Below are 22,389 nucleotides of genomic sequence, written 5' to 3'. Positions count from 1 at the left end.
TTTCGAAGCGGCAACGCGCCCGCCTTCGAAATGTCCTAATGAAGGATGAACGCTGATCCTGGGCTCATGGGATCCGTTAATCAATTTTTGGCGAACACACCGGCTTCATCGTTCTGATCGGGAACCTGCTCGCGGCTCATCCGTTAGCAATCGCGATATTCATTAAAGACTATCCGGCGTTTGGCGCCGATACGACGATAAACAGGAGAGAAAAATGAAAAAGACAATTGCAATGGCGCTGGCCGCCGCATCGCTGACCTTCGCCGTTGCTCCGGCTGTGTCTGCTGCCGACATGGTCACCAACTACGAAGACCAGGACAACAGCAACGGCGTCAAGATCGGCTACCTGACCTGCGATATCGCTGGCGGCGTTGGCTACGTCCTCGGCTCGGCCAAGAGCGTCGATTGCACCTACACATCTGCAAACGGTAGCGGCCGCGTCGATCACTACACCGGCGCCATCCGCAAGTTCGGTGTCGACCTCGGCTTCACAACACGCAGCCGTCTGGTCTGGGCTGTTTTCGCACCGACCGCAGGCTATCACCACGGCGCACTTGCCGGCCTCTACCAGGGTGCCACTGCTGAAGCTACCGTCGGTGCCGGTGTCGGTGCTAACATGCTGTTCGGCGGCACAACGGGTGCAATCCACCTCCAGACCATCAGCGTAACCGGCCAGCTCGGCCTCAACATCGCTGCCACCGGCACATCGATGACGCTCGCATCCGCCAGCTAAGTCCTCAATACCGAAAAACGCCCGTTCTGCCGCCGCAGCACGGGCGTTTTTTTATGGTCGCCGTTGCGATCGTTGGCGCTATCTGCGTGTCCAGGTCTCCATATTGACCTTTTTAGCGCCACCATAAGTCCAGACGCCCTGCCACGTTCCGTCGGGCTGTTCGAAATACATGGCGATGCCAAAATTGTTCTTCGATGCGTATCCGACCGAGATTGCCGTGTCGTCTGACGATGCCGGCCCCATCTCAAAGCGGTCGCCGGTAAACTTCGCACCGATCCCCGTTCCGACAAATTTTTCGCCGGCAATGGTCCATTGCACATCGTAGGTACCGCCGGTGCGGCTGACTTTTACGGTCCCTGAATAAGCGCTCCCATCGCCGCTTCCGGTCACGTCGAACGTTCCGGTGGGGTCGGCGAGCGCCAGTGCAGGCAGAGCAAGCAATATGCAGGAAGTCATAAGCGTACGAAAAAGCATCTCGTCCTCCGGGATCACAGTGGCATTTACAGCCCTGAGAGTAGCTCAACCGGAGCTCGCTTTCGCGATGGTTCTATAGAGAGAGCCGGTTCATTTTCGGCTGTGTCGCGTGCGTGGAGATGCGCAGGAGTTCGACACAAACGACAGAGTTTCAGGAGCCTGGCGATCAAATATCGATCTTACGCGGCTTCTGTCACGACACTTGCATACACAAACATTAGGAGAAAATGGCGCACCCGGAGCGATTCGAACGCCCGACCCCCAGATTCGTAGTCTGGTGCTCTATCCAGCTGAGCTACGGGTGCGGAAGCAAGTGGCTGAGCCGCTTGCGTGGCGATCCTCTAAAACGTCCGCAGAGTGAAAGCAAGCGGATTTCTTGAAAATCTGCTGTTTTTCGGTTGGCGACTGTGGAAAGCGCCGAGCCTCCTCAGGTTTCGGTGGCGCTGCGGCCGCGATAGGCCTCGAGGGAAATCGGGCGGTCCGGGATCTCTATACGGAACTGGGTCCCAGGGGACGGCTTTTCGACAAGAGCGATGGTGCCGCCATGGGCAAGCACCAGCTCGCGGGCGATGGTCAGGCCGAGACCGGTGCCACCGGAGCGCGCCGAGCCACGGAACGCCGTGAACAGGTTTTCCCGCGCCTTCGGAGCCATACCCGGACCGGTGTCGTCGATGGTGATGCCGACGACACTGCCGATCCGGTGGGCCGCGACAGTGATGCGGCGAACGCTCTGCGGCTGCTGCTCTCCATAGGCGATGAGTGCCTGATGGGCGTTGCGGCAGAGATTGTGGATAACGCGGAAGAGTTGCTCGCTGTCGGCATCCACCTCGAGCTCATGGGACACCACCTCGACAAATTCGATCCCGCTTTCGGGATCGATCGCCATGATGTCCCTCACCTCGGCGGTGAGATCGTGGAGCTTAAGGCGACGGCGGCGTGGCGCCGATTCGGATGCCTGGCCATAGGATAGCACCTCGTTGGTATAACCGACGGCGCGGTCGATGGTGCGCAACAGCTTCGGCGCGAAACGCTTGACCATCGGGTCGTCGATGTCAGCAAGCCGGTCGGACATCAGCTGGGCGGAGGCGAGAATATTGCGCATGTCGTGGTTGATCTTCGACACCGCAAGACCGAGAGCGGCAAGGTTCTTCTGCTGCTTCAGCGTCTTCTGCAGCTGCGCCTGCATCGTCGCCAGATGGCGGCCGGCAACGGCGAGTTCGTCGCGCCCGTCATCCGGCACCAGAACCCGCGCAGGATCCTCCGGATCGTCGGAGTAGGATTGCATGCTGTCGGTCAGCTTGCGGATCGGCTTGATCATGATCCGGTTGATGGCGAAGAAAATCAGGGTTGCGGTGAAGAAGGAAAGCAATAGCGAAAGAAGCAGTACGTTTGTCGAATAGCGCAGCATGGCCTTGCGCAGGCTGGCGTCCTTGAGCACGACCTCGACGCCCATTTTCGTTTCCCCGACCGGGCCGTAGACGCGCATGATCCGCTCGCCGCCGAACAGCAGCGTATTCAGCGCATCGTGGACAGCCGTCGGCAGCGAAACGTCGGTCAGGTCGAACTGGTCGTCGACGGATGTGGGCATATCGGCGGTGGCAAGCAACCGCGAGGTGCCGTCCTTGCGCAAGATGATGGCCCTGGTGCCGGTCGCCATCAGAGTTTCCTTCTGCAGCGAGCGCGGCAGCTCGACGGGCTGCAGGCCGTCGATAACGATCGCCGCAGCCGCAGCTGTGTTGAGGCGGTCCTGCAGCCAACGCAGCCGCATATAAGCGACAGAGGGCACGAAGATCAGGATTTCCGCGACCATGACGAAAACGACGGTCAGCGACAGGAGCTTGCCGGACAGGCCGCCAAAAAGTCCGGTCGGTCGCGACGCGCATATCCTGTTACCCATGCCGGCTTTGGTACCCAGCGGAAATTTCATTTCCGGCCATCCCATTCAGCGGCAATGCAGATTGCCTTGGTCAATTAGGCAATACGATAAGAGTTTTTGCCGGTGTCTTCAATGCGCCATCGTAACGCGGCCGTCCTTATGAAGGTGGCAGACCGATGAAAAAAGGCGCGGCACCGGGTGCCGCGCCTGGGCGAACGTTAAAGCCTGCGTGCGATCAGAATTCTTCCCATTCCTGAGAAGCGGGCTGGGCCGCCGCACCGCCGCGTCCTCCGGACATCATGCGGGAACCTGATACAGCCATCTGGCGAGGCGGAGCGGCTGCCGGGCGGCGCGTGTCCAGACGCGCAACGGCCGGAGCGATATTGCGAGCGCCGGTGACCTTGAAGCCAGCAACGAGCCGCACGAGGCTGTCGGCTTCGGCGGTGAGCTTGTGGGTTGCCGCCGACGTTTCCTCGACCATGGCGGCATTCTGCTGCGTCACCTGGTCCATCTGGTTGACGGCGGTGTTGACCTCGGCAAGACCGGTTGCCTGTTCACGCGCCGAGGTGGCGATCGAATGGATATGGTCGTTGATCGCCAGCACGCGGGTTTCGATGTCGCCGAGTGCTTCACCGGTTTCCTGCACCAACTTGACGCCGGCCTGCACCTCGCTGCCCGATTTGGTGATCAACCCCTTGATGTCCTTGGCTGCCTTTGCGGAGCGCTGGGCCAGTTCGCGCACCTCCTGGGCGACGACGGCAAAGCCTTTGCCAGCCTCGCCTGCCCGGGCAGCTTCCACCCCTGCATTGAGCGCCAGCAGGTTGGTCTGGAAGGCAATCTCATCGATGACATTGATGATCTGGCTGATTTCGCGCGATGCCTGCTCGATGCGGCCCATCGCATCGACTGCATTGCGCACGACAATGCCGGATCTCGCAGTGTTGTCCTTGGCCTCGGTGGCCATGATGCTGGCCTCCTGGGCGCGGGTGGTCGAGTTCTGCACCACGGCAGTGATCTCGTCGAGCGCCGCCGAAGTTTCCTCGAGGGCTGCAGCCTGCTGCTCGGTGCGCTTGGCAAGATCGTCGCCGGCAACGCGCAGTTCGTTGGCATTGCCATGGATCGAACTCGTCGTGTCGCGAACCTCGCGCATGGTGTCCTGCAGTGTCGACAGGGTCGCGTTGACGTTTTGCTGGAGTTCGGCAAATGCACCCTGATAGGTGCCGCGCATGGTCTGCGTCAGGTCGCCGGCAGCGAGTTCGGCGATGACGCGTCGGGTCTCCGTGATCCCCGCATCGACGCTAGCGACAAGCTCGTTGACGTTGCGTGCGAAGCGATCGAGATTTTCGTCGTTGTAGGTCTTTTCGATCCGGCGGCTGAAATCCCCCGCAGCAGCCGAGGCCACCACATGCGACATGCCCGACTGCAGATCGTCGCTCTTGGCGCGCAGCACTGCCTCGTCGGAATGCATGCGCTGGACCGCAAGGCCGCTCTGCTTGAACACCTCGACGGCCGCTGCCATGTCGCCGATCTCATCGCCGCGACCGACATAGGGAACGTCGACGTTGAAATCGCCACCTGCCACCTGCTTGATGGTATCGGTGACCTTGTTGATCGGGCGCGTCAGATGGTTTGTGCCGATATAGAGGCCAAAGCCAATGCCGCTGACGATACCAAGGCCGGTGGCTGCGAGCACCACCCAGAAAATCATGTCGCCAAACGAATCGATGTCGGCACGGACAGCGGTCAGTTCCTGCGTGTCGGCCTTCACGACGGCGTCGATGTCGGCCTGAAAAGCTTTGCGATTGGCGCGATTGTCTTCGTTATTGCCTTGCTTGTTGGCTGCAGGCGGCCCCTCCGCCAAAAGCAACCGCACGGTCTCGCTACGGAACCCGTTGAACTCCTTGGACTTATCGAGCAGCTTAGCGAAATCGGCCTTCTGGCCTTCCGGCACCAGCGGCGCCCACTTGGCGATGATCTTGTCGATTTCGACGAGATCGGCAGTTAGTCCGTCGGCAAAGCCCTTGGCGGATTTGATATCGGGGGCGCCGTAGATGCCTCGACTTTCCATGACGACCGCCGTGACATAACGGTTGAGGCGCTCACCGAGATAAGCGCGGGTCGAAGCGCGTTCATATATCCTCAGTTGGCTGTCATACTGGTTTATGGCAAACAGCGCGGTCGCGCCTATAAGCATTGCTGCGCCTGCCATGACAGCAACGAGCAAATTGATCTTGCCACGGATTTTCAACTAAATACCCCCCAAAATATATGGGCTTCAAAACAGGAGAGCCCATTCATTTTGTATTATCGAGGCCAATCGTTAAGGTAGCCTTTCCTATATTGAAATATAAAATACGAGATAAACTTGCCTCTATTGGCGCCAATTGGTAAGTTAAGACATTATACATCAGCTTCACGCCGAACGGATTATATCAGCTCTTCGCGTGCGCAGCATTGGCGGAAAATCCGGGGCGCCTCCAAAGTATGGAGTGCGCGCGAAATCGACACTGGCGGCATGCGTTGCTGCAAACTGTGAATCCCGGGCCCGATAATTGACTTTTCCGGCCTTCATCCCTATAAGCCGCCGCACGTCCGGTTTCGGAGCCTGCCTAGCGGGCTACTTCCGTGCGTCCAACAACGCTCCTTGCACTATGCAAACCCAAGAAGGGCCGCACTCCGCGGTGTTAAAATAAATGAAGCGTACCTACCAACCATCGAAGCTCGTTCGCGCTCGTCGCCACGGTTTTCGTGCTCGTATGGCAACAAAGGGCGGCCGCAAGGTCATCATCGCCCGGCGTGGCCGCGGTCGCAAGCGTCTTTCGGCTTAATCGCCGAATAGGCCCTGTCGCGATGGCGGGCGAATGACGAATAAACGACCCAATACCAAAACTGTCGGGCGGCTGAAAAGCCGGCCGCAGTTTCTTGCCGTGCGCGTGGGAGAGAAACGACGGGGCAATTTCTTTCTGGTCGAGGCGCTCGATCGCGCCCTGCCTGATGAGCCGCCACGCGTCGGTTTCACTGTCACCAAAAAACATGGCAATGCCGTCGAGCGCAACCGCATGCGCCGCCGCCTGAAAGAAGCGGTACGGCTGAAGGCCGGGTTTGCAATGCAGCCGGGACACGACTATGTGGTTGTCGCGCGCCGCGATGTATTGACTGCGCCCTTCGAAGCGCTGGCCCGGGAGTTGTCAGCCCGCTTTGAAGCCATGCCGAAACACCGCCGGTCGCAACCGGACCGCTCCAGGAAAGAATGATGGAAAAGAACCGCAATTACTTCATCGCGATCGCCCTGTCGGTGGTGATCGTCCTCGGGTGGCAGTTCTTCTATATGAACCCGCGCATCGAAGCGCAGCGCAAGGCCGATGCGGCCCTCAAGGCGCAGCAGCAGACGACGCAGCAGGTTCAGCCGAACGGCACCGCAGCGGCACCGACCCCCGGCACCAACACCACCGCTGGCGCCCCCGTTTCCGGCCAGGCCGCCATCGGCACCATGACGCTGCAGCAGGCGCTGGCAAAAACGCCGCGTGTCGCCATCGAGACCACATCGCTTCTCGGCTCGATCAATCTGGCCGGCGGGCGCCTGGATGACCTTCGTCTCAAGTCGTACCATGAGACGGTCGACAACATGAGCCCGATCATCACGCTGTTCAGTCCGGCCGAAACAAAGGACGGCTACTTCGCCGAACTCGGCTACATCGGTGACGACAAGACCGGCGCTGTTCCTGGCCCTTCGACCGTCTGGACGGCACCTGAAGGTGCAAAGCTCACCGACAAGACGCCGGTGACGCTGACCTACACCAATGACAAGGGACTGACTTTCTCGCGTACGATCTCCGTCGACGACCACTACATGTTCACGGTTGCAGACAAGATCACCAATGCCAGCCAGCAGCCGGTCTCGGTTGCCAGTTACGGTCGCGTCATCCGCTACAGCTTGCCTACAACGCCGTCTGCCTACGTGCTGCACGAAGGCTTCATCGGCGTAATCGGCGACGACGGCCTGCTGGAAACCAAGTACACGGCTGTCGACAAGGAACCGACAACCCCGGCAAAGGCAACCACCGGCTGGCTCGGCTTTACCGACAAGTACTGGGCAGCCACCATCGTGCCGCCGCAGACGACCCCCTACGATGCCCGCTTCTCGCATTTTACCGATGGCCAGCCCCGCTACCAGGCTGACTACAAGCAGGATGCCATCAGCATCGCTGCCGGACAGTCCGTCGACCTCAAGAACCTCGTCTTTGCCGGCGCCAAGGAAGTGCCTGTCATCGACCGCTACGAGGAAAGCTACTCGATCCCGCGCTTCGACCGCCTGATCGACTGGGGCTGGTTCTACTTCCTGACCAAGCCGATGTTCAAGCTGATGGACTTCTTCTTCCGCTACTTCGGCAACTTCGGCGTCGCCATCCTCTGCACGACCATCGTCGTCAAGCTCCTGTTCTTCCCGCTGGCCAGCAAGCAATACGCGTCGATGGCCAACATGAAGAAGATGCAGCCACGCATGGCTGAGCTGAAGGAAAAGTTCGGCGACGACAAGATGGGCCTGCAGCAGGCCACGATGAAGCTCTACAAGGAAGAGAAGATCAACCCGGTCGCCGGCTGCTGGCCGATCGCCCTGCAGATCCCGATCTTCTTCTCGCTCTACAAGGTCATCTACATCACCATCGAGATGCGGCATGCACCGTTCTTCGGCTGGATTCGCGACCTGTCGGCGCCCGACCCGACGTCTATCGTCAACCTGTTCGGCCTGCTGCCGTTCGAGGCCCCGACCATCCTGCATCTTGGCGTCTGGCCGATGATCATGGGCGTGACCATGTTCCTGCAGATGCGCATGAACCCGACGCCGCCCGATCCGACGCAGGCAATGATCTTCAACTGGATGCCGCTGGTATTCATGTTCATGCTGTCGAGCTTCCCGGCCGGCCTGGTTATCTACTGGGCCTGGAACAACACGCTGTCCGTGATTCAGCAGGCGATCATCATGCGGCGCCACGGTGCCAAGGTCGAGCTGTTCGACAATATGCGCGGGTTGTTCAAGCGGAAGAAACCGGCGGAAACGAAATAGCCTTGAAAACCCCGGCTTAGTCCGGGGTTTTCTTTTTCAACGCGGGGGGCCTTTGTCCCAAGAGCGGCAAGTCTTGACATCGGCTGCCAAAACCGTGAAGCCAAACCATCAACAAACGATCGCGAGCCATGGCCGAAGCACCCGTACCCACCGAAAAGCCGTTGTTCGGCCGCCCCTGGATTTTCATTCGTGGCGTGCCCTCGATGAAGTTCCTGCCGCCGGAAGGCCCGCCGGAGATTGCCTTTGCGGGACGCTCGAATGTCGGCAAGTCGTCGCTGATCAATGCGCTCGTCGGCCACCATGGGCTTGCCCGGACATCAAACACGCCGGGCCGGACACAGGAACTCAACTATTTCGTGCCCGACGGCTATTCCGGGGAAGCCGGCGACCTGCCGCCGATGGCGCTGGTGGACATGCCTGGCTACGGCTATGCGAAGGCGCCGAAGGACAATGTCGATGCCTGGACAAGGCTGGTATTCGACTACCTGCGCGGCCGGGCGACGCTGAAGCGCGTCTACGTGCTGATCGATTCCCGCCATGGCATCAAGAAGAACGACGAAGACGTCATGGCCCTGCTCGACAAGGCTGCCGTTTCCTACCAGATCGTTCTCACTAAGACGGACAAGATCAAGGACGCCGGCGTGCCGAGGGTTGTTGCCGAGGCAGCCGAGATGACCCGCAAGCGCCCGGCCTGCTTCCCCGGCATCATACCGACCTCTTCCGAAGAGAACGAAGGTATGGATGACCTCCGCCAGGCAATCATCGAAACTGTCGGCTACGGCGCCTGACGTGACTGAACGCAAAAAGGCCGCCGCGCGGTGAATTACCGGAGCGACGGCCTTCGAAGTCGATGTTGATTACATCTTCGGCAGCAGAACTGCGTCGATGACGTGAATTTCGCCGTTGGACTGCTTGACGTCGGCGATGGTGACATGGGCCGTGCCGCCGGCTTCGTCGGTCAGCGTAACCTTGCTGCCCTTTGTCATGGCCTTGATCACGCAGCCGCCGACAGTCTTGATGTCGTATTCGCCACCGGCGTCCTTGACCATCTTCTTGACAGCGGATGCCATGATGTCGCCGGAGACGACGTGGCAGGTGAGGATCTTGACGAGCTTGGCCTTGTTTTCAGGCTTCAGCAGGGTTTCGACCGTGCCGGCCGGGAGTTTTGCAAATGCTTCATTGGTCGGGGCAAATACGGTGAAAGGGCCTTTGCCTTCCAGCGTTTCTACGAGGCCTGCAGCCTTTACAGCGGCAACAAGCGTCGTGTGGTCTTTCGAGTTGACGGCGTTTTCGATGATGTTCTTCGAGGCGTACATCTTTGCGCCGCCGACCATAGGGTCCTTGGCGTAAGCTGCGCCGGTGGCTGCGGACAATGCGACGGCCAGAGCGGCAATGCGAAGCGTGGTCTTCATCATGATCTGATTCCTCTTCCTCTTATATCCCCGATCCAACTCACCTGGGCTTGTGCCCTATCCGCCGGGGACACTGGTAGTACGGAACGCTCCTGAAAACAGTTTCAAACTGCTCGCTGATTTTTAACGAATTCAAATGAAACGTAAAAACCACGAAAAACGCCGCAAACACTGGAGTTCGCGGCGCATGGTGTCGACAATCTGGGGAAATGACTAAAGGCTACGGGTTTTACCCGCAGCGATAACGGGTCCGGTCGGCGCGCCGGATGGTGACCCACCGAAGGGCTCGACGCTGATGGCGATGGTGGCGCCTTCGCCAAACTGGCTGCGCATATTGGCTGGCACGGCGATTTCGCCCTCGCCGCTCTGGGGCAGAACGCCCAGTGCTTTTGCTGGGTCGCTGCCCTTGATCAACCATAGCTCCAGCGATTTCTTTTCGGTCTGCGCTGCTGCAACCGGCGTTATCTTCAGGCGTCCGCTTGAAGTGTCGTAGCTTGCAACAAGGTTGAGGGCACCGTTGACGCTGGCGGGGACCGCGAGGTCGGCCACCATCCGCCTGGAGCCGGACCCGACCTTCAGACCACCGTTTGCATCGTAGAAAATCGCACCGGCAGCCAGCACGAGCGAGGCAAGCGTCAGCCCGCGCCAGACCGGGAGCGAGTTCCAGACGCCGCCGCGGCGCTTTGGGCGTTCGCCGAAAATCCGTTTTTCGACCTTCGGAAACACCGATGCCGGCGGCAAGATCGCTTCGTATTCGTCGTTGAACGACGACAGGTTCTGTTCCCAGCGGTTGACGATCGCCGCAAAGGGGCGATCGCTGCGCATGCGCGTCTCGACCTTCTGCCGGTCTTCCAGCGACAGAACACCCAGCACGTATTCGCCGGCCAGTACCTCGTCGCGGGAGCGGCCTCCCTTGCTTTGATCGGGTGAACTCATCGGTCCATGCACTCTCTCAGTTTGATCAGGCTTCGGCGCAGCCATGTGCGCATGGTATTCAAAGGCACTGCGTATTGATCGGCGAGTTCCTGATAGCTCAGTCCCTCGACGTAGGCACTGCGAACTGCCTGGGCGCGGCCGTCCTCCAGGGTTTCCATGCAGAGATCGATGCGCCTGCCCTCGCCCTTGATGACAGCCTGCGTCTCCGGATCGGGCTCGTCGTCAGCCAGATCATACACCGCGTCGATCTCGTCCGCCACGGGCTTGCGAGCCCGGATGGCGTCGATGGACCGATTGCGGGCGATCGACGTCAGCCACCCCATTGCCGGGTTTTCCGACGCGACGAAACGATCTGCACGCTGCCATATCCGGACGAAGACTTCCTGAAGAACTTCTTCCGCATCTGTCCTGTCTTTCAGGATACGCAAACAAACGGCAAATAGTTTCGGGCTTGTCTTCTTATAAAGTTCGGAAAACGCACTCTGGTCACGCATTGCAACGCGGCTGACGAGGGTGGCTATATCGTCAGTGGCCATCCATGATCCCCGCTCCCGTTCCCAATACCGTCATATTAGGATGTTTGAGCGGCCGGGCAAGACGAATAACACTTCAGGCACCTTCCTCGCGGTGGATTTCCCGATCAAAACTTATCGCCTCGACGTTATTCCCTCTGTCAAAAACTTGAGATAAAACCCCTCGAACAATTTCAGCGGGGTGTGTCATGGCCGAATCCGAAAACGAACTGCAGGCACGCCTGCTGGCAAAAGCCCTGCCGTTCATGCAGCGCTACGAAAACAAGACGATCGTGGTAAAATATGGCGGCCATGCCATGGGCGATGCGGAACTCGGCAAGGCATTCGCGGCCGATATCGCCCTGCTCAAGCAGTCCGGCGTCAACCCGATCGTCGTACACGGCGGCGGCCCGCAGATCGGTGCGATGCTGACCAAGATGGGCATCGAATCGAAATTCGAAGGCGGCCTGCGCGTGACCGATCGCAAGACGGTCGAGATCGTCGAAATGGTACTCGCCGGTTCCATCAACAAGGAAATCGTCGCTCTCATCAACCAGACCGGCGAATGGGCAATCGGTCTTTGCGGCAAGGACGGCAACATGGTGTTTGCCGAAAAGGCCAAGAAGACCATCGTCGATCCGGACTCGCATATCGAGCGGGTGCTGGATTTGGGCTTCGTCGGCGAGGTCGTCGAAGTCGACCGTACGCTGCTCGACCTGCTCGCCAAGTCGGAGATGATCCCGGTCATCGCACCGGTCGCCCCCGGTCGCGATGGCGCCACCTACAACATCAACGCGGATACCTTTGCCGGCGCTATCGCCGGGGCGCTGAATGCGACGCGCCTGCTGTTCCTGACTGACGTTCCGGGCGTGCTGGACAAGAACAAGGAACTGATCAAGGAACTGACGGTGGCCCAGGCACAGGCGCTGATCAAGGACGGCACCATCTCCGGCGGCATGATTCCCAAGGTGGAGACCTGCATCGAGGCAATCCAGGCCGGCGTTCAGGGTGTCGTCATCCTCAATGGCAAGACCGCCCATTCGGTGCTGCTCGAAATCTTCACGGAGCATGGCGCGGGCACGCTGATCATTCCCTGATCACGATAAAATGCGGTTTGCCGGCAGGCTGGCGCATGGCATAAGGGCGGCCATGACACAGCCAAGAAACATGCCCGCCGCCGCCGATTTCGCTGATATCCGTGATTGGGTATTCGATCTCGACAACACGCTCTACCCGCACAATGTCGACCTGTTTTCGCAGGTCGATGTCAACATGACGAGCTATGTCGCGGATCTGCTAAAGACGGACAGGGCTTCGGCGCGCAAACTGCAGAAGCAGTATTATCTGGAACACGGCACCACGCTGCAGGGGCTGATGCTGCATCACGGCGTAGACCCCGACGACTTTCTCGAAAAGGCGCATGCGATCGACTATACCGGTCTTACGCCGCAGCCGGCGCTTGCCGCCGCCATCAAGGCGCTGCCTGGCCGCAAGTTCATCTTCACCAACGGCAGCGTCAAGCACGCGCAGGATACGGCCGGAGCGCTTGGCATCCTCGACCATTTCGACGACATCTTCGATATCGTCGCGGCAGACTATCTGCCGAAACCGGCTGCCGGCACCTATGACAAGTTTGCCGGCCTGCACAAGATCGACATGCAAAACGCTGCCATGTTCGAAGACCTGCCGCGCAACCTGACTGTACCTAAGGCACTGGGCATGAAAACCGTGCTGATGGTGCCTCAGAATGTCGAAGGCAGTTTCACCGAATGGTGGGAGCGCCACAGCGACGACGACCAGCACATCGACTACATCACAGACGATCTGACAGCGTTCCTGTCGGCGCTCGTCTGACGAAAACTGCTTTAATTACAAAAGTTTCATCCATCTTACCGATGTTTAACTGGGTGTTTCGGGTCCGCCGCCCTACCTTTGAGTAGTCACCACGGCAACCAAAGGAAACACCCAATGATCGGGAAGAAAATTCTCATTACGGCAATGTCCGCAACCCTCCTCCTTGGCGGCGCGGCGGCAACTTTTGCAGCCAACGGCCATCACATGGGTGGACGTCACGGCCCTCGTATTCCCCCTGAAGTCATCTTCGTGCGCATGCTGCAGCAGTTCGATACCAACGGCGACATGAAGATCTCCAAGGACGAGGCGACAGCCGGCGCCGACAAGCTGTTCGATGCCATCGACACCAACAAGGATGGCTCCATCACGCCCGGTGAATACCGCGAGTACCGCAAGACCCAGATGAAGGCGATGTGGGAAGAGCGCAAGAAGATGATGGAAGACAACAAGGACAAGGCAAAGCCTGACCAGGCGATGAACGACGATGAAGGCGGCAAGCCTCCGCGTGACGGCAAGGACGGCCCGCGCGGCGAAGGTCGCCACGGCAAGGGCATGCGCGGCGGCATGATGGGCGAGATGCTGTTCAAGCGCATCGACACCGACCAGAACGGCCAGATCAGCAAGGCCGAGGCCGAAGCCGCCATGGCCAAGCTCTTCGACCGGATGGACCGCAACCACGACGGCTTCATCGCGCTCGACGACATGCCGAAGATGCCGCTCCTGTAAGGAACGGCACGTCCTAGCAGGACAAACGGAAGCCCGCCTCGCAGTCTTGCGATGGCGGGCTTTTTGAATGGGGTCTGAGCTTAAACAACTGTGCAGAGATCGGCCCCGTCACACGCTCACACGGCTAAGGCAGCGCAACCAGTTATCAAGGCATTTACGGTTTGAGGACATCTTCAACGATGACGCTGTGCCCAGTGATATCCCAGTGCTCGATGTGCTTGTAGATGATGACTTTGCCCTTCAACATGCCTCCATGTGTCCGACAGAAATTTTCAAGTTCGTGACGATCTCCGATAAGCTCGACGCACATGGTGAGATCGGGGTTGGATATCTCAAATCCGTCGTCTGCCACCCTGCCGCCATTGCTGTATCCGAAGTGGGTGGAATGAGCGACGGCGTTCAGAATGCCCGCAGCCTTCGCCTGCAGGATCAGTTCGCGATAGAGCAGGGATCCACGAAGCCAGCCGCTTTTGCCAGGCACCTTTTCGCGAGGCTTCATGTAGATGCGCACCATACCGATTTCTTTCTGTGAGATGGAATGCCGGGTCATGGCTGGTCCTTCCTGGCTGAATGATCGGAGGCGCGGATATGTAATGAATCGCCGTTCATCCCGACCGGAGCGCGCTTTTGGAGGTCGCGAAGATGCCGAACCGCCGTGCCCGGAGGAATGTGGCTGCCGGCCGAGGTTTTAGGGATGGCAATCCGCTGGGACAGATAGATGCTCGAATGGCCGCTGCAGAGATAGGCGACGAAGCAGGCAATCGCGATGTAAACAGCATGGGTTGCGCCAAAGAGCTCGATGCCCATGATCATGCAGGCAAGCGGCGTGTTCGTCGCTCCAGCAAATACGGCAACGAAGCCCAAAGCGGCGAACAGGTCAACGGGAGCGCCCATCAGACCTGCCAGCGCATTTCCCAACGCTGCGCCGATGAAAAATAGCGGGGTGACTTCACCGCCCTTGAAACCGGCGCTCAACGTTATGATCGTGAAGACCATTTTCCAGAGCCAACTCCAGCTGTCGATGTGATCCGGGCGGAAAAAGCCGAGAATGGTCGCGTCGTCGTGATCAGGAGACCAGACGCCGAGGCCAAGGTATTCCCGCGTGCCAAGCAGGTGCACCAAGCCCAGGATGACCAGGCCTGCCAGCACCGGGCGCAGCGGCGCATAGGGTATCAGCCGCTTCAGGAGAGAGGAGAGGCGATGGGAGGCGTCAGCGAAGAGATGCGCAACAATGCCGAAGGCCGCGCTCGCCGCAACGGCTTTGAGGAGAAGAAGCGGCTCGAGATGGAAATTACCCGTGGTCCCCAAAGCCGACAGATAGGAAATTGCGTAGCGGACATGCGTGATCCCCCAGGCCTGGCATGTCCAATCGGCGATGACCGACGCCATCAGTGCTGGCAGCAGTGCCTCGTACTGCATCCGTCCTATCGTCAAGACCTCCAGCGCGAAGACGGCTCCGGCAATCGGCGTGCCGAAGACAGCTCCGAACCCGGCCGCAATACCTGCCATCAGCAGGATCCGGACATCGGCTCGGTCCAGCCGGAATGCCCTGCCGAAGGCGCTGGCAAGGCTACCCCCCATCTGGACTGCGGTGCCTTCGCGACCGGCGGAGCCGCCAACCAAGTGCGTGAGAACGGTGGAGACGAGGATGAAAGGCGTCATCCGCAACGGCACCCCGCCGCCTGGCTCGTGGATCTGGTCGACGATGAGGTTATTTCCACCCTCGGCAGAAACGCCGAAGCGACCATACGCGAAAACCATCGCGAAACCCGCAACCGGCAGAGCATAGATCAGCCATGGATAGGCAAACCGTGCCTCGGTCGCCCGGTCTAGGCTCCAAAGAAAGAGCGCGACCAGAGACCCGATTGTGATCGCCATCGGCGTGACAACAGCCATCCATTTCAAAAGGCTGCGAGCTAGCTGCAGGCGTATGCCAAGAATATCGGAGAAAACCATCACGCGGTCACTCCGGCAGGCACTACATGTGAGGATTGGTTCTGGATATCAGGCACGACTCTACTCCTTCGCATAAGCGCGTTGAGTAGGAGTCATCAGCTTCATCCGGGAAGCGGTTCGACCTTTTCTGGTCCGGCAGAATCCATTACCGTTCGCTGTGATAAGCGAACGGGTGATTGCGTGTCAACCGGGTTGGAACGACGCGATTGAGACTTTCGCGCATTCCTCAATGCTCATAGAAATCGCTGACAATCTTCCATGCGGCTTCGGCTGTATCGACGAAGCTGATCAGGTTGACGTCGTCGGGGGCGATTGTACCGAACTCGGCGAGTGCGTCGAAATTGATGATCTTGCGCCAGAAGGCTTCGCCGAAAAGGATCAGCGGCAGGCGGGCCATGCGGCCGGTCTGGATCAGGGTCAGGCATTCGAAAAATTCGTCGAGCGTGCCGAAACCGCCGGGAAAAACGGCGATGGCCTTGGCACGCAGCATGAAATGCATCTTCCGGATCGCAAAGTAGTGAAAATTGAAGCTCAGCTCCGGGGTGACATAGGCGTTCGGGGCCTGCTCGTGCGGCAGGACGATGTTGAGGCCGATCGACGGCGCACCCTCCTCCGAAGCGCCACGGTTTCCCGCTTCCATGACCCCCGGGCCGCCGCCGGTGACGACGACATATTCGTGAAAACCTGAGGCTGCGGAATAGCGAGCGCAGAGCCGGGCGAACTTGCGGGCTTCCTCGTAATAGACAGAGGCGGCCTCGAGATTGGCGCGCTGGACATCGTTGCGCGCGGCCCAGGCGCTCTGGCCGGGTGCTGGAATGCGTGCGCCGCCGAACATCACCACAGTCGACTTGATGCCGCGCTCGGTGAGCTCCATTTCCGTCTTCATCAGCTCCAGCTGCAGCCGGACTGGCCGTAATTCCTCGCGGCAGAGGAAATCCTCGTCGGCATAGGCAAGCCTGTAGGATGGCGACAGCGACTGCGGGGTCTTTGGAATGGCTTCGGCGCGGGTCTTGTCGGCGCCGCTGGTCTTCAGCGGATCCCAGACGCCGTCCTTGCGCCGCAGCTTGCCGTTCCTGCCTTTAGCCATTGTCCTGCCTTCCATAACTCAATGGGACCGCAGCCCGAATCGGCGCAGCCTCCGCATCTCCAGATATGCCGCGATCGGGCGCCCAATCCAGATGCAATGCGGCAGGAAAGATCATTCCATTTCCGGGACGGCTGTTGTAGAGCAGATCACCGGCCAAGCGATCACATCTGCGAATGATCCACCGGCCGGGACGAAATCCACAGATGTTCAAGGAATTGTCATGAGCGCCACCGATCTTGCCTCGCTTGAAAAGACCATCGAAGCGGCGTTCGACGCGCGCGACAGCGTCAACCTCTCGACGTCAGGCGAAATCCGCGATGCGGTCGACACGGCGCTGACCCTGCTCGACGGTGGCAAGGTGCGTGTTGCGGAACGCGGTGCCGATGGCGTCTGGACAGTCAATCAGTGGCTGAAGAAGGCGGTGCTGCTATCCTTCCGCCTCAACGACATGACGATCATCGAGGGCGGTGCTGGCGGATCGACCTGGTGGGACAAGGTCCCCTCGAAGTTCGAAGGCTGGGGCGAAAACCGCTTCCGCGAAGCGGGCATCCGCGCCGTACCGAACTGCGTCGTACGGCGCTCGGCCTATATAGCCCCAAATGCCATCCTGATGCCGTCCTTCGTCAATCTCGGCGCCTATGTCGGCGAAGGCACAATGGTCGACGCCTGGGCGACAGTCGGCTCCTGCGCCCAGATCGGCAAACATGTGCATCTTTCCGGCGGCGTCGGCATCGGCGGCGTACTGGAGCCCATGCAGGCCGGCCCGACGATCATCGAGGACAATTGCTTCATCGGCGCCCGCTCGGAAGTCGTCGAGGGCTGCATCGTCCGCGAAGGCTCGGTTCTCGGCATGGGCGTGTTCATCGGCAAGTCGACGAAGATCGTCGACCGCGCCACCGGCGATATCACCTATGGCGAAGTACCGCCCTACTCCGTCGTCGTCGCTGGATCGCTGCCGGCAGCCAAGCCGATGGCAAACGGCCAGCCCGGCCCCGGTCTCTACTGCGCCGTCATCGTCAAGCGCGTCGATGCGCAGACGCGTTCGAAGACCGGTATCAACGAACTTTTGCGCGACTGAGCGGCAATTGGATGGACGCTCCCGGCAACGGGAGCGTCCGGAACAGCAAAAGCTCCATTTCGAGCCTGAGTATTTATCGCCGTTCCGACATTTGCCATCGCTTTGCCATTTCCCGCCGGATACATCGTTGTCATGAACACCACCGATCCCGTCGCCAATCTCCAGACCCTGATCCGCTGCCCGTCGGTAACACCCGCCGACGCCGGTGCTCTTTCGGCACTGACCGACATGCTGTTGCCGCTCGGCTTCGTCGTCGAACGGATGACTGCCAGCGAACCTGGCATTCCCGACATCGACAATCTCTATGCCCGGCTCGGCCATGAGGGGCCGCATTTGATGTTTGCCGGCCATACAGACGTCGTGCCTGTTGGCGACGAAGCAAGCTGGAGCCATCCGCCCTTTGCCGCCGAAATCGCCGATGGCCAGATATTCGGACGCGGCGCGGTCGATATGAAAGGCGGTATCGCCTGCTTTGCTGCTGCTGTTGCCCGCTATATCGCCCGGCACGGCGCGCCAAAGGGCTCGATCTCGTTTCTGATTACCGGCGACGAGGAAGGGCCGGCGATCAACGGCACCACCAAGCTACTCAAATGGGCTGCCGAAAAGGGCGAGACATGGGACGCCTGCCTGGTGGGCGAACCGACCAATCCCGACAGGCTCGGCGACATGATCAAGATAGGTCGGCGCGGTTCACTGTCGGGCAGAATCACCGTCAACGGCGTCCAGGGCCACGCGGCCTATCCTGACCTCGCCGACAATCCGGTGCGCAGTATTCTCGCCCTGACGCAGGCGCTGATGCATCCGCCATTCGACGCGGGCACTGACAATTTCCAGCCATCCAACCTCGAAGTGACGACGCTCGACGTCGGCAACGGCGCTACCAACGTCATCCCGGCGAAGGCGACGGCAAGCTTCAATATCCGTTTCAACGACACATGGACGGCAGATACGCTGAAGGCCGAGATCGTCGCACGGCTCGACCGGGCGGCAGCCGACCAGACGCTGCGTCCGGGTCGTCCGCCGGCATCCTACGAGATCGCCTGGGCGGAGCGGCCGAGCCATGTGTTCCTCACCCGCAACAACGAGTTGATCGCCTCGCTTTCGTCAGCTGTGGAGACGGTGACCGGGCAGGCGCCCAGACTGTCCACGACCGGCGGCACGTCGGATGCGCGTTTCATCAAGGACTATTGTCCGGTCGTAGAATTCGGCCTCGTCGGCCAGACCATGCACATGGTCGACGAGCGCGTTGCGGTCGCCGATCTCGAAACGCTGACGGCAATCTACGAGACATTCCTCGAACGCTGGTTCCAGAATGCCGACGTATAGGGAAGTCCAGTACTATCTGGCCGGGCTCTGGCTGCTGGTGCGCAACGACGCGCGCGGTTTCAACTACCTCGACATCTCCGATCGGGGCCTGACACGGTCTTTCTGGGCCGTTCTCTGGTGCCTGCCACCGATCGGCATTTCCTGGCTTTGGTGGCAGCAGACCTATCTGTCGGCCATGCCGCCGGGCAGCGCCACCGGGCCAGCCTTCTTCTTCCGCCTCGGCCTCGTGGAGGCGGCAAACTGGCTGGTACCGCCCGTCATGGCAGGCTTGCTGCTGCTGCTTTTCAGGAGTGGCGAAAAATTCCAGCCTGTCGTCGTCGCCATGAACTGGCTGGGTCTGCCGCTTGCCTACCTGAACGCGTTGCTGATCGCGCTCATCGCCTTCGTGCCGGGATCGGCCGGCCTCACCGCCATCCTGTGGCTGGTGCTGATGATGGCGCTGATCTTCGCGCTTGCCCGCATCCTGCGGATGATCTGCGGACCGCATCCGCTGTTCGTCGCGGCGATGACACTGATGATGATGGTTCCGCCGATGCTGCTGACGGACTTCCTGCAGCATTTCCTCGGCATCTATCCGCCCGGCTCCTGACGCCTATTCCCGTGCCGGGCGCGGCTGCTCACTCTGGCGAATGCGGCGGGCATCGGGATCTGCGGGATAGTCGACCTGCAGGAAATATAGCCCCTCCGGCGGCGCTACCGGGCCGCAGGCCTTTCGATCCCGCGCCTCGAGCGCAGCGCGGACATCCTCGACCGACCATTTTCCCTCGCCGACCATCTTCAACGTGCCGGCAAAGGAGCGGATCTGATTGTGCAGGAAGCTCTGCGCCGTGGCGCGGATTTCAATCAGATCGCCATTGCGGGTGACATCCAGCCGGTCGAGGGTGCGCAGCGGACTGTTGGCCTGGCAATGGATCGAGCGGAAGGTGGTGAAGTCGTGATAGCCGATCAGCGTCTGGGCTGCCGCATGCATCGGAACATGGTCGAGATCCTTGGATACCCACCAGGCGCGCTTTGCCTCCAGCGCCAGCGGCGCCTTGCGGCTGATGATACGATAGAGATAGTGCCGGCGATGGGCGGAAAAGCGCGCGTCGAAGCGTTCATCGACCTCGGCGGCATCGATGATCGAGACACGCTCGCGGGCCTTGCCGAGATAGGCGTTCAGGGCATTGCGCAGGGTATGCGACGGCCACGTCTTCGACAGGTCGGCGTGGACCACCTGCCCCATCGCATGCACACCGGAATCGGTGCGGCCTGCGCCGCGCACCAGAACGGCCTCGCCCGTCAGCGCCAGGATAGCGTTCTCGATGGCCGACTGGACGGAATGGCCGTTGTCCTGCTTCTGCCAGCCGACATAGGGCGTGCCGTCATATTCGACAGTCATGCGGTATCGCGGCATCAGGCGAGCCTCGTGCCATGAGGTATCGGCGTGCCGCGCAGGAAATCTAAGGCAGCCAGCGGCTTGCCGCCAGCCTTCTGCAACCGCGTCAGCCGCACCGCGCCGGTCTCGCAGGCAATGGTAAGATCGTCAGACAGCACAGTGCCAGCAACGCCCTCGCCACCCGCCACCATCTCGGATGCCAGCACCTTGATGCGCTCCGGCTTGCCCGAGATCTCCATCTCGAACCAGGCGCCGGGCGCCGGCGACAGGCCGCGAATGTGGTTGTGCACATCGGCCGCGGATTTGTGGAAGTCGATCCGTGTCTCGGCCTTGTCGATCTTGGCGGCATAGACCGCGCCCTCGGCTGGCTGCGACGTCAGCGGCAGATCATTCATCTCCAGCCGGACCATGGCCTCGCCCATCGCCTTGGCTCCGACCTGGCTCAGCCTGTCGTGCAGTTCGCCCGCCGTCATCGTCTCTGAAATCGCGACCTCGCGGGTGAGCGCCAACGGGCCGGTATCGAGGCCCTTGTCCATCTTCATCACCATCATGCCGGTCTTGGTGTCGCCTGCCATGATCGCCCGCTGGATCGGCGCCGCCCCGCGCCAGCGCGGCAGCAGCGACGCATGGCCGTTGTAGCAGCCGAGCGCCGTGCCATCGAGGATCGCCTGCGGAAGCAGCAGCCCGTAGGCGACGACGACGGCGACATCTGCCTTGAGGTCGATAAAGCGCTGGCGCTCTTCGGGATCCTTGAAATTGACCGGCGTGTAGACGGGCAGGCCCAGAAGTTCGGCGGCTTGGTGAACGGGCGATTTCTGCAGTTCCAGCCCGCGCCTGCCGCCGGCGCGCGGCGGCTGCGTGTAGACAGCGACGATGCGATGACCGGCGTCGACCAGGGTGCGCAGGGTCGGCACCGAAAAGGCCGGTGTTCCCATGAAGATGATGCTGAGAGACATGCGATCGTCCGTCGTTGCGATTTAACCGCCTTCAAACGGCTTTATCGGCGCGAGATCAAGCCCCTCGAAGTCTTTTGTCTTGCGCGTCGCCAATGTCGCACCGTGTGAGAGGCATGTCCTGGCGATCGTCGCGTCCTTGGTTTGACGGAGGGGCCGGCATTTTTACCCTCCGAACTCCGCGCTTAGGTTTCCCCGTCGGGCAACCAGACTCTGAGTTCGCCGACCGCCCTGAAACCAAGCTTCGTCATTTCACCGAGCGCGTCGCCGCTGTCATATCCAACCAGCGGCGCATTGCGTGAAAACGCTGTCGCTGCCAGTGAAACTGCATCCCGGAATGCATCTGGCGTACCATTGAGGCTGAAGATGTTGGAGATGCCGACAGCCTTCGGCGATTGGTTCACGATGCATCCGGCATCAAAGCTGCCGCCGGCCAGTCGACCGTAGATATGTATGTCGGGATCCAGAAGCAGTGCGGGTGTGAAGACGTTGGCATCGGTCGGGCTACCTGAGTCTTTCCAGGATTGCTCCCAGCGAGCCAGCGCCGCCCCGTCGCCTATGCGTCCCCAGCCATGAGGTCTATCCGCCGGCAGGTCGTGGGGTTCAGCCCAAATCCATGAGGCGGAAAACAACATCTTGAACCCCCTGCTCACCAGATCGAGCCTGCAAAAGCCATCCTTCAAGCCGGGTCGTTTTCCCAGTCTCTCTGTCAGCCGAGCAATTTCAGACAGCTGCTCCTCGGTCGAATGAGGCTCAAGTGTTGTCATGTTGGAATAATACGGCGGCGCGACCGCATCGCTGGACCAGAATGCCGTGGTTCGCTGGTCGGCCAGTCCGTGGGAACGGAACATTGCCTGATAGAGGTCGGCATTGTTCGCGGCGCAAATACGGGCTTTTTCCAAGTCCGAGCGTGTCGTATCCGTTTGATAGTTGTTCCGAGACGAAATGCTCACCATGACAAAGCCTTTTTCTCGACACGTCCGAAACCTGTTCTGCACATCTCACGAAATGCGATTGTCCGTC

The 22,389-nt window shown here is 60.2% G+C and carries 23 protein-coding genes, 1 tRNA gene, 1 pseudogene and 1 riboswitch; of the genes and pseudogenes, 11 read left to right on the top strand and 14 right to left on the bottom strand.

Annotated features, from left to right (window positions below):
- The first annotated feature begins 214 nt into the window (after positions 1-214).
- Positions 215-733 carry a DUF992 domain-containing protein gene (locus PR018_RS00425; protein WP_142823903.1) on the top strand — a complete coding sequence of 173 codons (519 nt, stop codon included), beginning with the start codon at positions 215-217 and terminating at the stop codon, positions 731-733.
- Positions 734-811: 78 nt separating this feature from the next.
- Here PR018_RS00425 and PR018_RS00420 read toward each other — a convergent pair whose 3' ends face one another.
- The 4 genes from PR018_RS00420 to PR018_RS00405 all read right to left on the bottom strand — a co-directional run bounded on the left by PR018_RS00420 (position 812) and on the right by PR018_RS00405 (position 5,292).
- Positions 812-1,207: a hypothetical protein gene (locus PR018_RS00420; RefSeq protein WP_142823902.1), complete on the bottom strand. Its 396-nt coding sequence runs from the start codon at positions 1,205-1,207 to the stop codon at positions 812-814.
- A 228-nt stretch (positions 1,208-1,435) separates the two neighbouring features.
- A tRNA-Arg gene (locus tag PR018_RS00415) sits at positions 1,436-1,512 on the bottom strand.
- A gap of 122 nt (positions 1,513-1,634) precedes the next feature.
- Positions 1,635-3,104 (bottom strand): sensor histidine kinase, encoded by a 1,470-nt coding sequence (locus PR018_RS00410; protein ID WP_224128606.1) that lies wholly within the window; start codon positions 3,102-3,104, stop codon positions 1,635-1,637.
- Between the two features lie 214 nt (positions 3,105-3,318).
- Positions 3,319-5,292 (bottom strand): methyl-accepting chemotaxis protein, encoded by a 1,974-nt coding sequence (locus PR018_RS00405; protein ID WP_411908186.1) that lies wholly within the window; start codon positions 5,290-5,292, stop codon positions 3,319-3,321.
- Positions 5,293-5,776: 484 nt separating this feature from the next.
- On the opposite strand from PR018_RS00405, the gene rpmH reads away from it, so the two are divergent.
- From rpmH to yihA, 4 genes are all read left to right on the top strand, one after another.
- The gene (gene rpmH / locus PR018_RS00400; protein ID WP_111216528.1) at positions 5,777-5,911 is read left to right on the top strand and encodes a 50S ribosomal protein L34; all 135 of its coding nucleotides are present in this window, start codon (positions 5,777-5,779) and stop codon (positions 5,909-5,911) included.
- Positions 5,912-5,944: 33 nt separating this feature from the next.
- Positions 5,945-6,337, top strand: coding sequence for a ribonuclease P protein component (gene rnpA / locus PR018_RS00395; RefSeq protein WP_111216526.1), 393 nt, complete (start codon positions 5,945-5,947; stop codon positions 6,335-6,337).
- Positions 6,337-8,148, top strand: coding sequence for a membrane protein insertase YidC (gene yidC, locus PR018_RS00390; protein WP_142823899.1), 1,812 nt, complete (start codon positions 6,337-6,339; stop codon positions 8,146-8,148). Before rnpA ends, yidC begins: the two co-directional genes overlap by 1 nt.
- 128 nt (positions 8,149-8,276) lie before the next feature.
- On the top strand, positions 8,277-8,936 hold the full coding sequence (gene yihA, locus PR018_RS00385) for a ribosome biogenesis GTP-binding protein YihA/YsxC (protein WP_142823898.1): 660 nt from the start codon (positions 8,277-8,279) through the stop codon (positions 8,934-8,936).
- Positions 8,937-9,005: 69 nt separating this feature from the next.
- Here yihA and PR018_RS00380 read toward each other — a convergent pair whose 3' ends face one another.
- From PR018_RS00380 to PR018_RS00370, 3 genes are all read right to left on the bottom strand, one after another.
- Complete coding sequence (locus PR018_RS00380) at positions 9,006-9,563, bottom strand: fasciclin domain-containing protein (protein WP_111216520.1); 558 nt, start codon at positions 9,561-9,563, stop codon at positions 9,006-9,008.
- A gap of 210 nt (positions 9,564-9,773) precedes the next feature.
- Entirely contained in the window at positions 9,774-10,496 is a 723-nt protein-coding gene (locus PR018_RS00375) for an anti-sigma factor (RefSeq protein ID WP_142823897.1), read from the bottom strand.
- A complete protein-coding gene (locus PR018_RS00370) occupies positions 10,493-11,032 on the bottom strand; it encodes a sigma-70 family RNA polymerase sigma factor (protein WP_142823896.1) in 540 nt (179 codons plus the stop codon). The genes PR018_RS00375 and PR018_RS00370 overlap by 4 nt, the downstream gene beginning before the upstream one ends.
- A 185-nt stretch (positions 11,033-11,217) precedes the next feature.
- On the opposite strand from PR018_RS00370, the gene argB reads away from it, so the two are divergent.
- The 3 genes from argB (at position 11,218) to PR018_RS00355 (ending at position 13,588) form a co-directional block, all read left to right on the top strand.
- Positions 11,218-12,105, top strand: a complete 888-nt coding sequence (argB, locus tag PR018_RS00365; RefSeq protein WP_142823895.1) for an acetylglutamate kinase — start codon at positions 11,218-11,220, stop codon at positions 12,103-12,105.
- A gap of 52 nt (positions 12,106-12,157) precedes the next feature.
- A complete protein-coding gene (locus PR018_RS00360) occupies positions 12,158-12,862 on the top strand; it encodes a pyrimidine 5'-nucleotidase (protein ID WP_142823894.1) in 705 nt (234 codons plus the stop codon).
- Between the two features lie 114 nt (positions 12,863-12,976).
- Positions 12,977-13,588, top strand: a complete 612-nt coding sequence (locus PR018_RS00355) for an EF-hand domain-containing protein (protein WP_142823893.1) — start codon at positions 12,977-12,979, stop codon at positions 13,586-13,588.
- Positions 13,589-13,742: 154 nt separating this feature from the next.
- Here PR018_RS00355 and PR018_RS00350 read toward each other — a convergent pair whose 3' ends face one another.
- From PR018_RS00350 to PR018_RS00340, 3 genes are all read right to left on the bottom strand, one after another.
- The gene (locus PR018_RS00350) at positions 13,743-14,138 is read right to left on the bottom strand and encodes a DUF190 domain-containing protein (RefSeq protein ID WP_142823892.1); all 396 of its coding nucleotides are present in this window, start codon (positions 14,136-14,138) and stop codon (positions 13,743-13,745) included.
- Positions 14,135-15,544 carry a voltage-gated chloride channel family protein gene (locus tag PR018_RS00345; RefSeq protein ID WP_142824441.1) on the bottom strand — a complete coding sequence of 470 codons (1,410 nt, stop codon included), beginning with the start codon at positions 15,542-15,544 and terminating at the stop codon, positions 14,135-14,137. Before PR018_RS00345 ends, PR018_RS00350 begins: the two co-directional genes overlap by 4 nt.
- A gap of 79 nt (positions 15,545-15,623) precedes the next feature.
- Positions 15,624-15,703: riboswitch (Fluoride riboswitch) on the bottom strand.
- 67 nt (positions 15,704-15,770) lie between these two features.
- Positions 15,771-16,631 carry an LOG family protein gene (locus PR018_RS00340; protein WP_142823891.1) on the bottom strand — a complete coding sequence of 287 codons (861 nt, stop codon included), beginning with the start codon at positions 16,629-16,631 and terminating at the stop codon, positions 15,771-15,773.
- A gap of 220 nt (positions 16,632-16,851) precedes the next feature.
- Here PR018_RS00340 and dapD point away from each other — a divergent pair, with 220 nt between their 5' ends.
- From dapD to PR018_RS00325, 3 genes are all read left to right on the top strand, one after another.
- On the top strand, positions 16,852-17,709 hold the full coding sequence (gene dapD, locus PR018_RS00335; protein ID WP_142823890.1) for a 2,3,4,5-tetrahydropyridine-2,6-dicarboxylate N-succinyltransferase: 858 nt from the start codon (positions 16,852-16,854) through the stop codon (positions 17,707-17,709).
- Positions 17,710-17,841: 132 nt separating this feature from the next.
- On the top strand, positions 17,842-19,035 hold the full coding sequence (dapE, locus tag PR018_RS00330) for a succinyl-diaminopimelate desuccinylase (protein WP_142823889.1): 1,194 nt from the start codon (positions 17,842-17,844) through the stop codon (positions 19,033-19,035).
- Entirely contained in the window at positions 19,022-19,624 is a 603-nt protein-coding gene (locus PR018_RS00325; protein WP_111216504.1) for a hypothetical protein, read from the top strand. The genes dapE and PR018_RS00325 overlap by 14 nt, the downstream gene beginning before the upstream one ends.
- 3 nt (positions 19,625-19,627) lie before the next feature.
- Here the strand turns inward: PR018_RS00325 and truA are convergent, their stop codons facing one another.
- The 4 genes and pseudogenes from truA to PR018_RS00305 form a co-directional block, all read right to left on the bottom strand.
- On the bottom strand, positions 19,628-20,431 hold the full coding sequence (gene truA, locus PR018_RS00320; RefSeq protein ID WP_142823888.1) for a tRNA pseudouridine(38-40) synthase TruA: 804 nt from the start codon (positions 20,429-20,431) through the stop codon (positions 19,628-19,630).
- Positions 20,431-21,369, bottom strand: a complete 939-nt coding sequence (gene fmt / locus PR018_RS00315; RefSeq protein ID WP_142823887.1) for a methionyl-tRNA formyltransferase — start codon at positions 21,367-21,369, stop codon at positions 20,431-20,433. The genes truA and fmt overlap by 1 nt, the downstream gene beginning before the upstream one ends.
- 21 nt (positions 21,370-21,390) lie before the next feature.
- Positions 21,391-21,513: pseudogene (locus PR018_RS00310) on the bottom strand (type II toxin-antitoxin system VapC family toxin); the annotation flags it as partial.
- A 38-nt stretch (positions 21,514-21,551) separates the two neighbouring features.
- On the bottom strand, positions 21,552-22,268 hold the full coding sequence (locus PR018_RS00305) for a hypothetical protein (RefSeq protein WP_341798988.1): 717 nt from the start codon (positions 22,266-22,268) through the stop codon (positions 21,552-21,554).
- Positions 22,269-22,389 lie beyond the last annotated feature (121 nt).

The organism is Rhizobium rhododendri, from assembly GCF_007000325.2.
Taxonomy (GTDB): domain Bacteria; phylum Pseudomonadota; class Alphaproteobacteria; order Rhizobiales; family Rhizobiaceae; genus Rhizobium; species Rhizobium rhododendri.
Note: the sequence above shows the minus strand (reverse complement) of the source record. Positions and strands in the feature narration are given on the sequence as shown.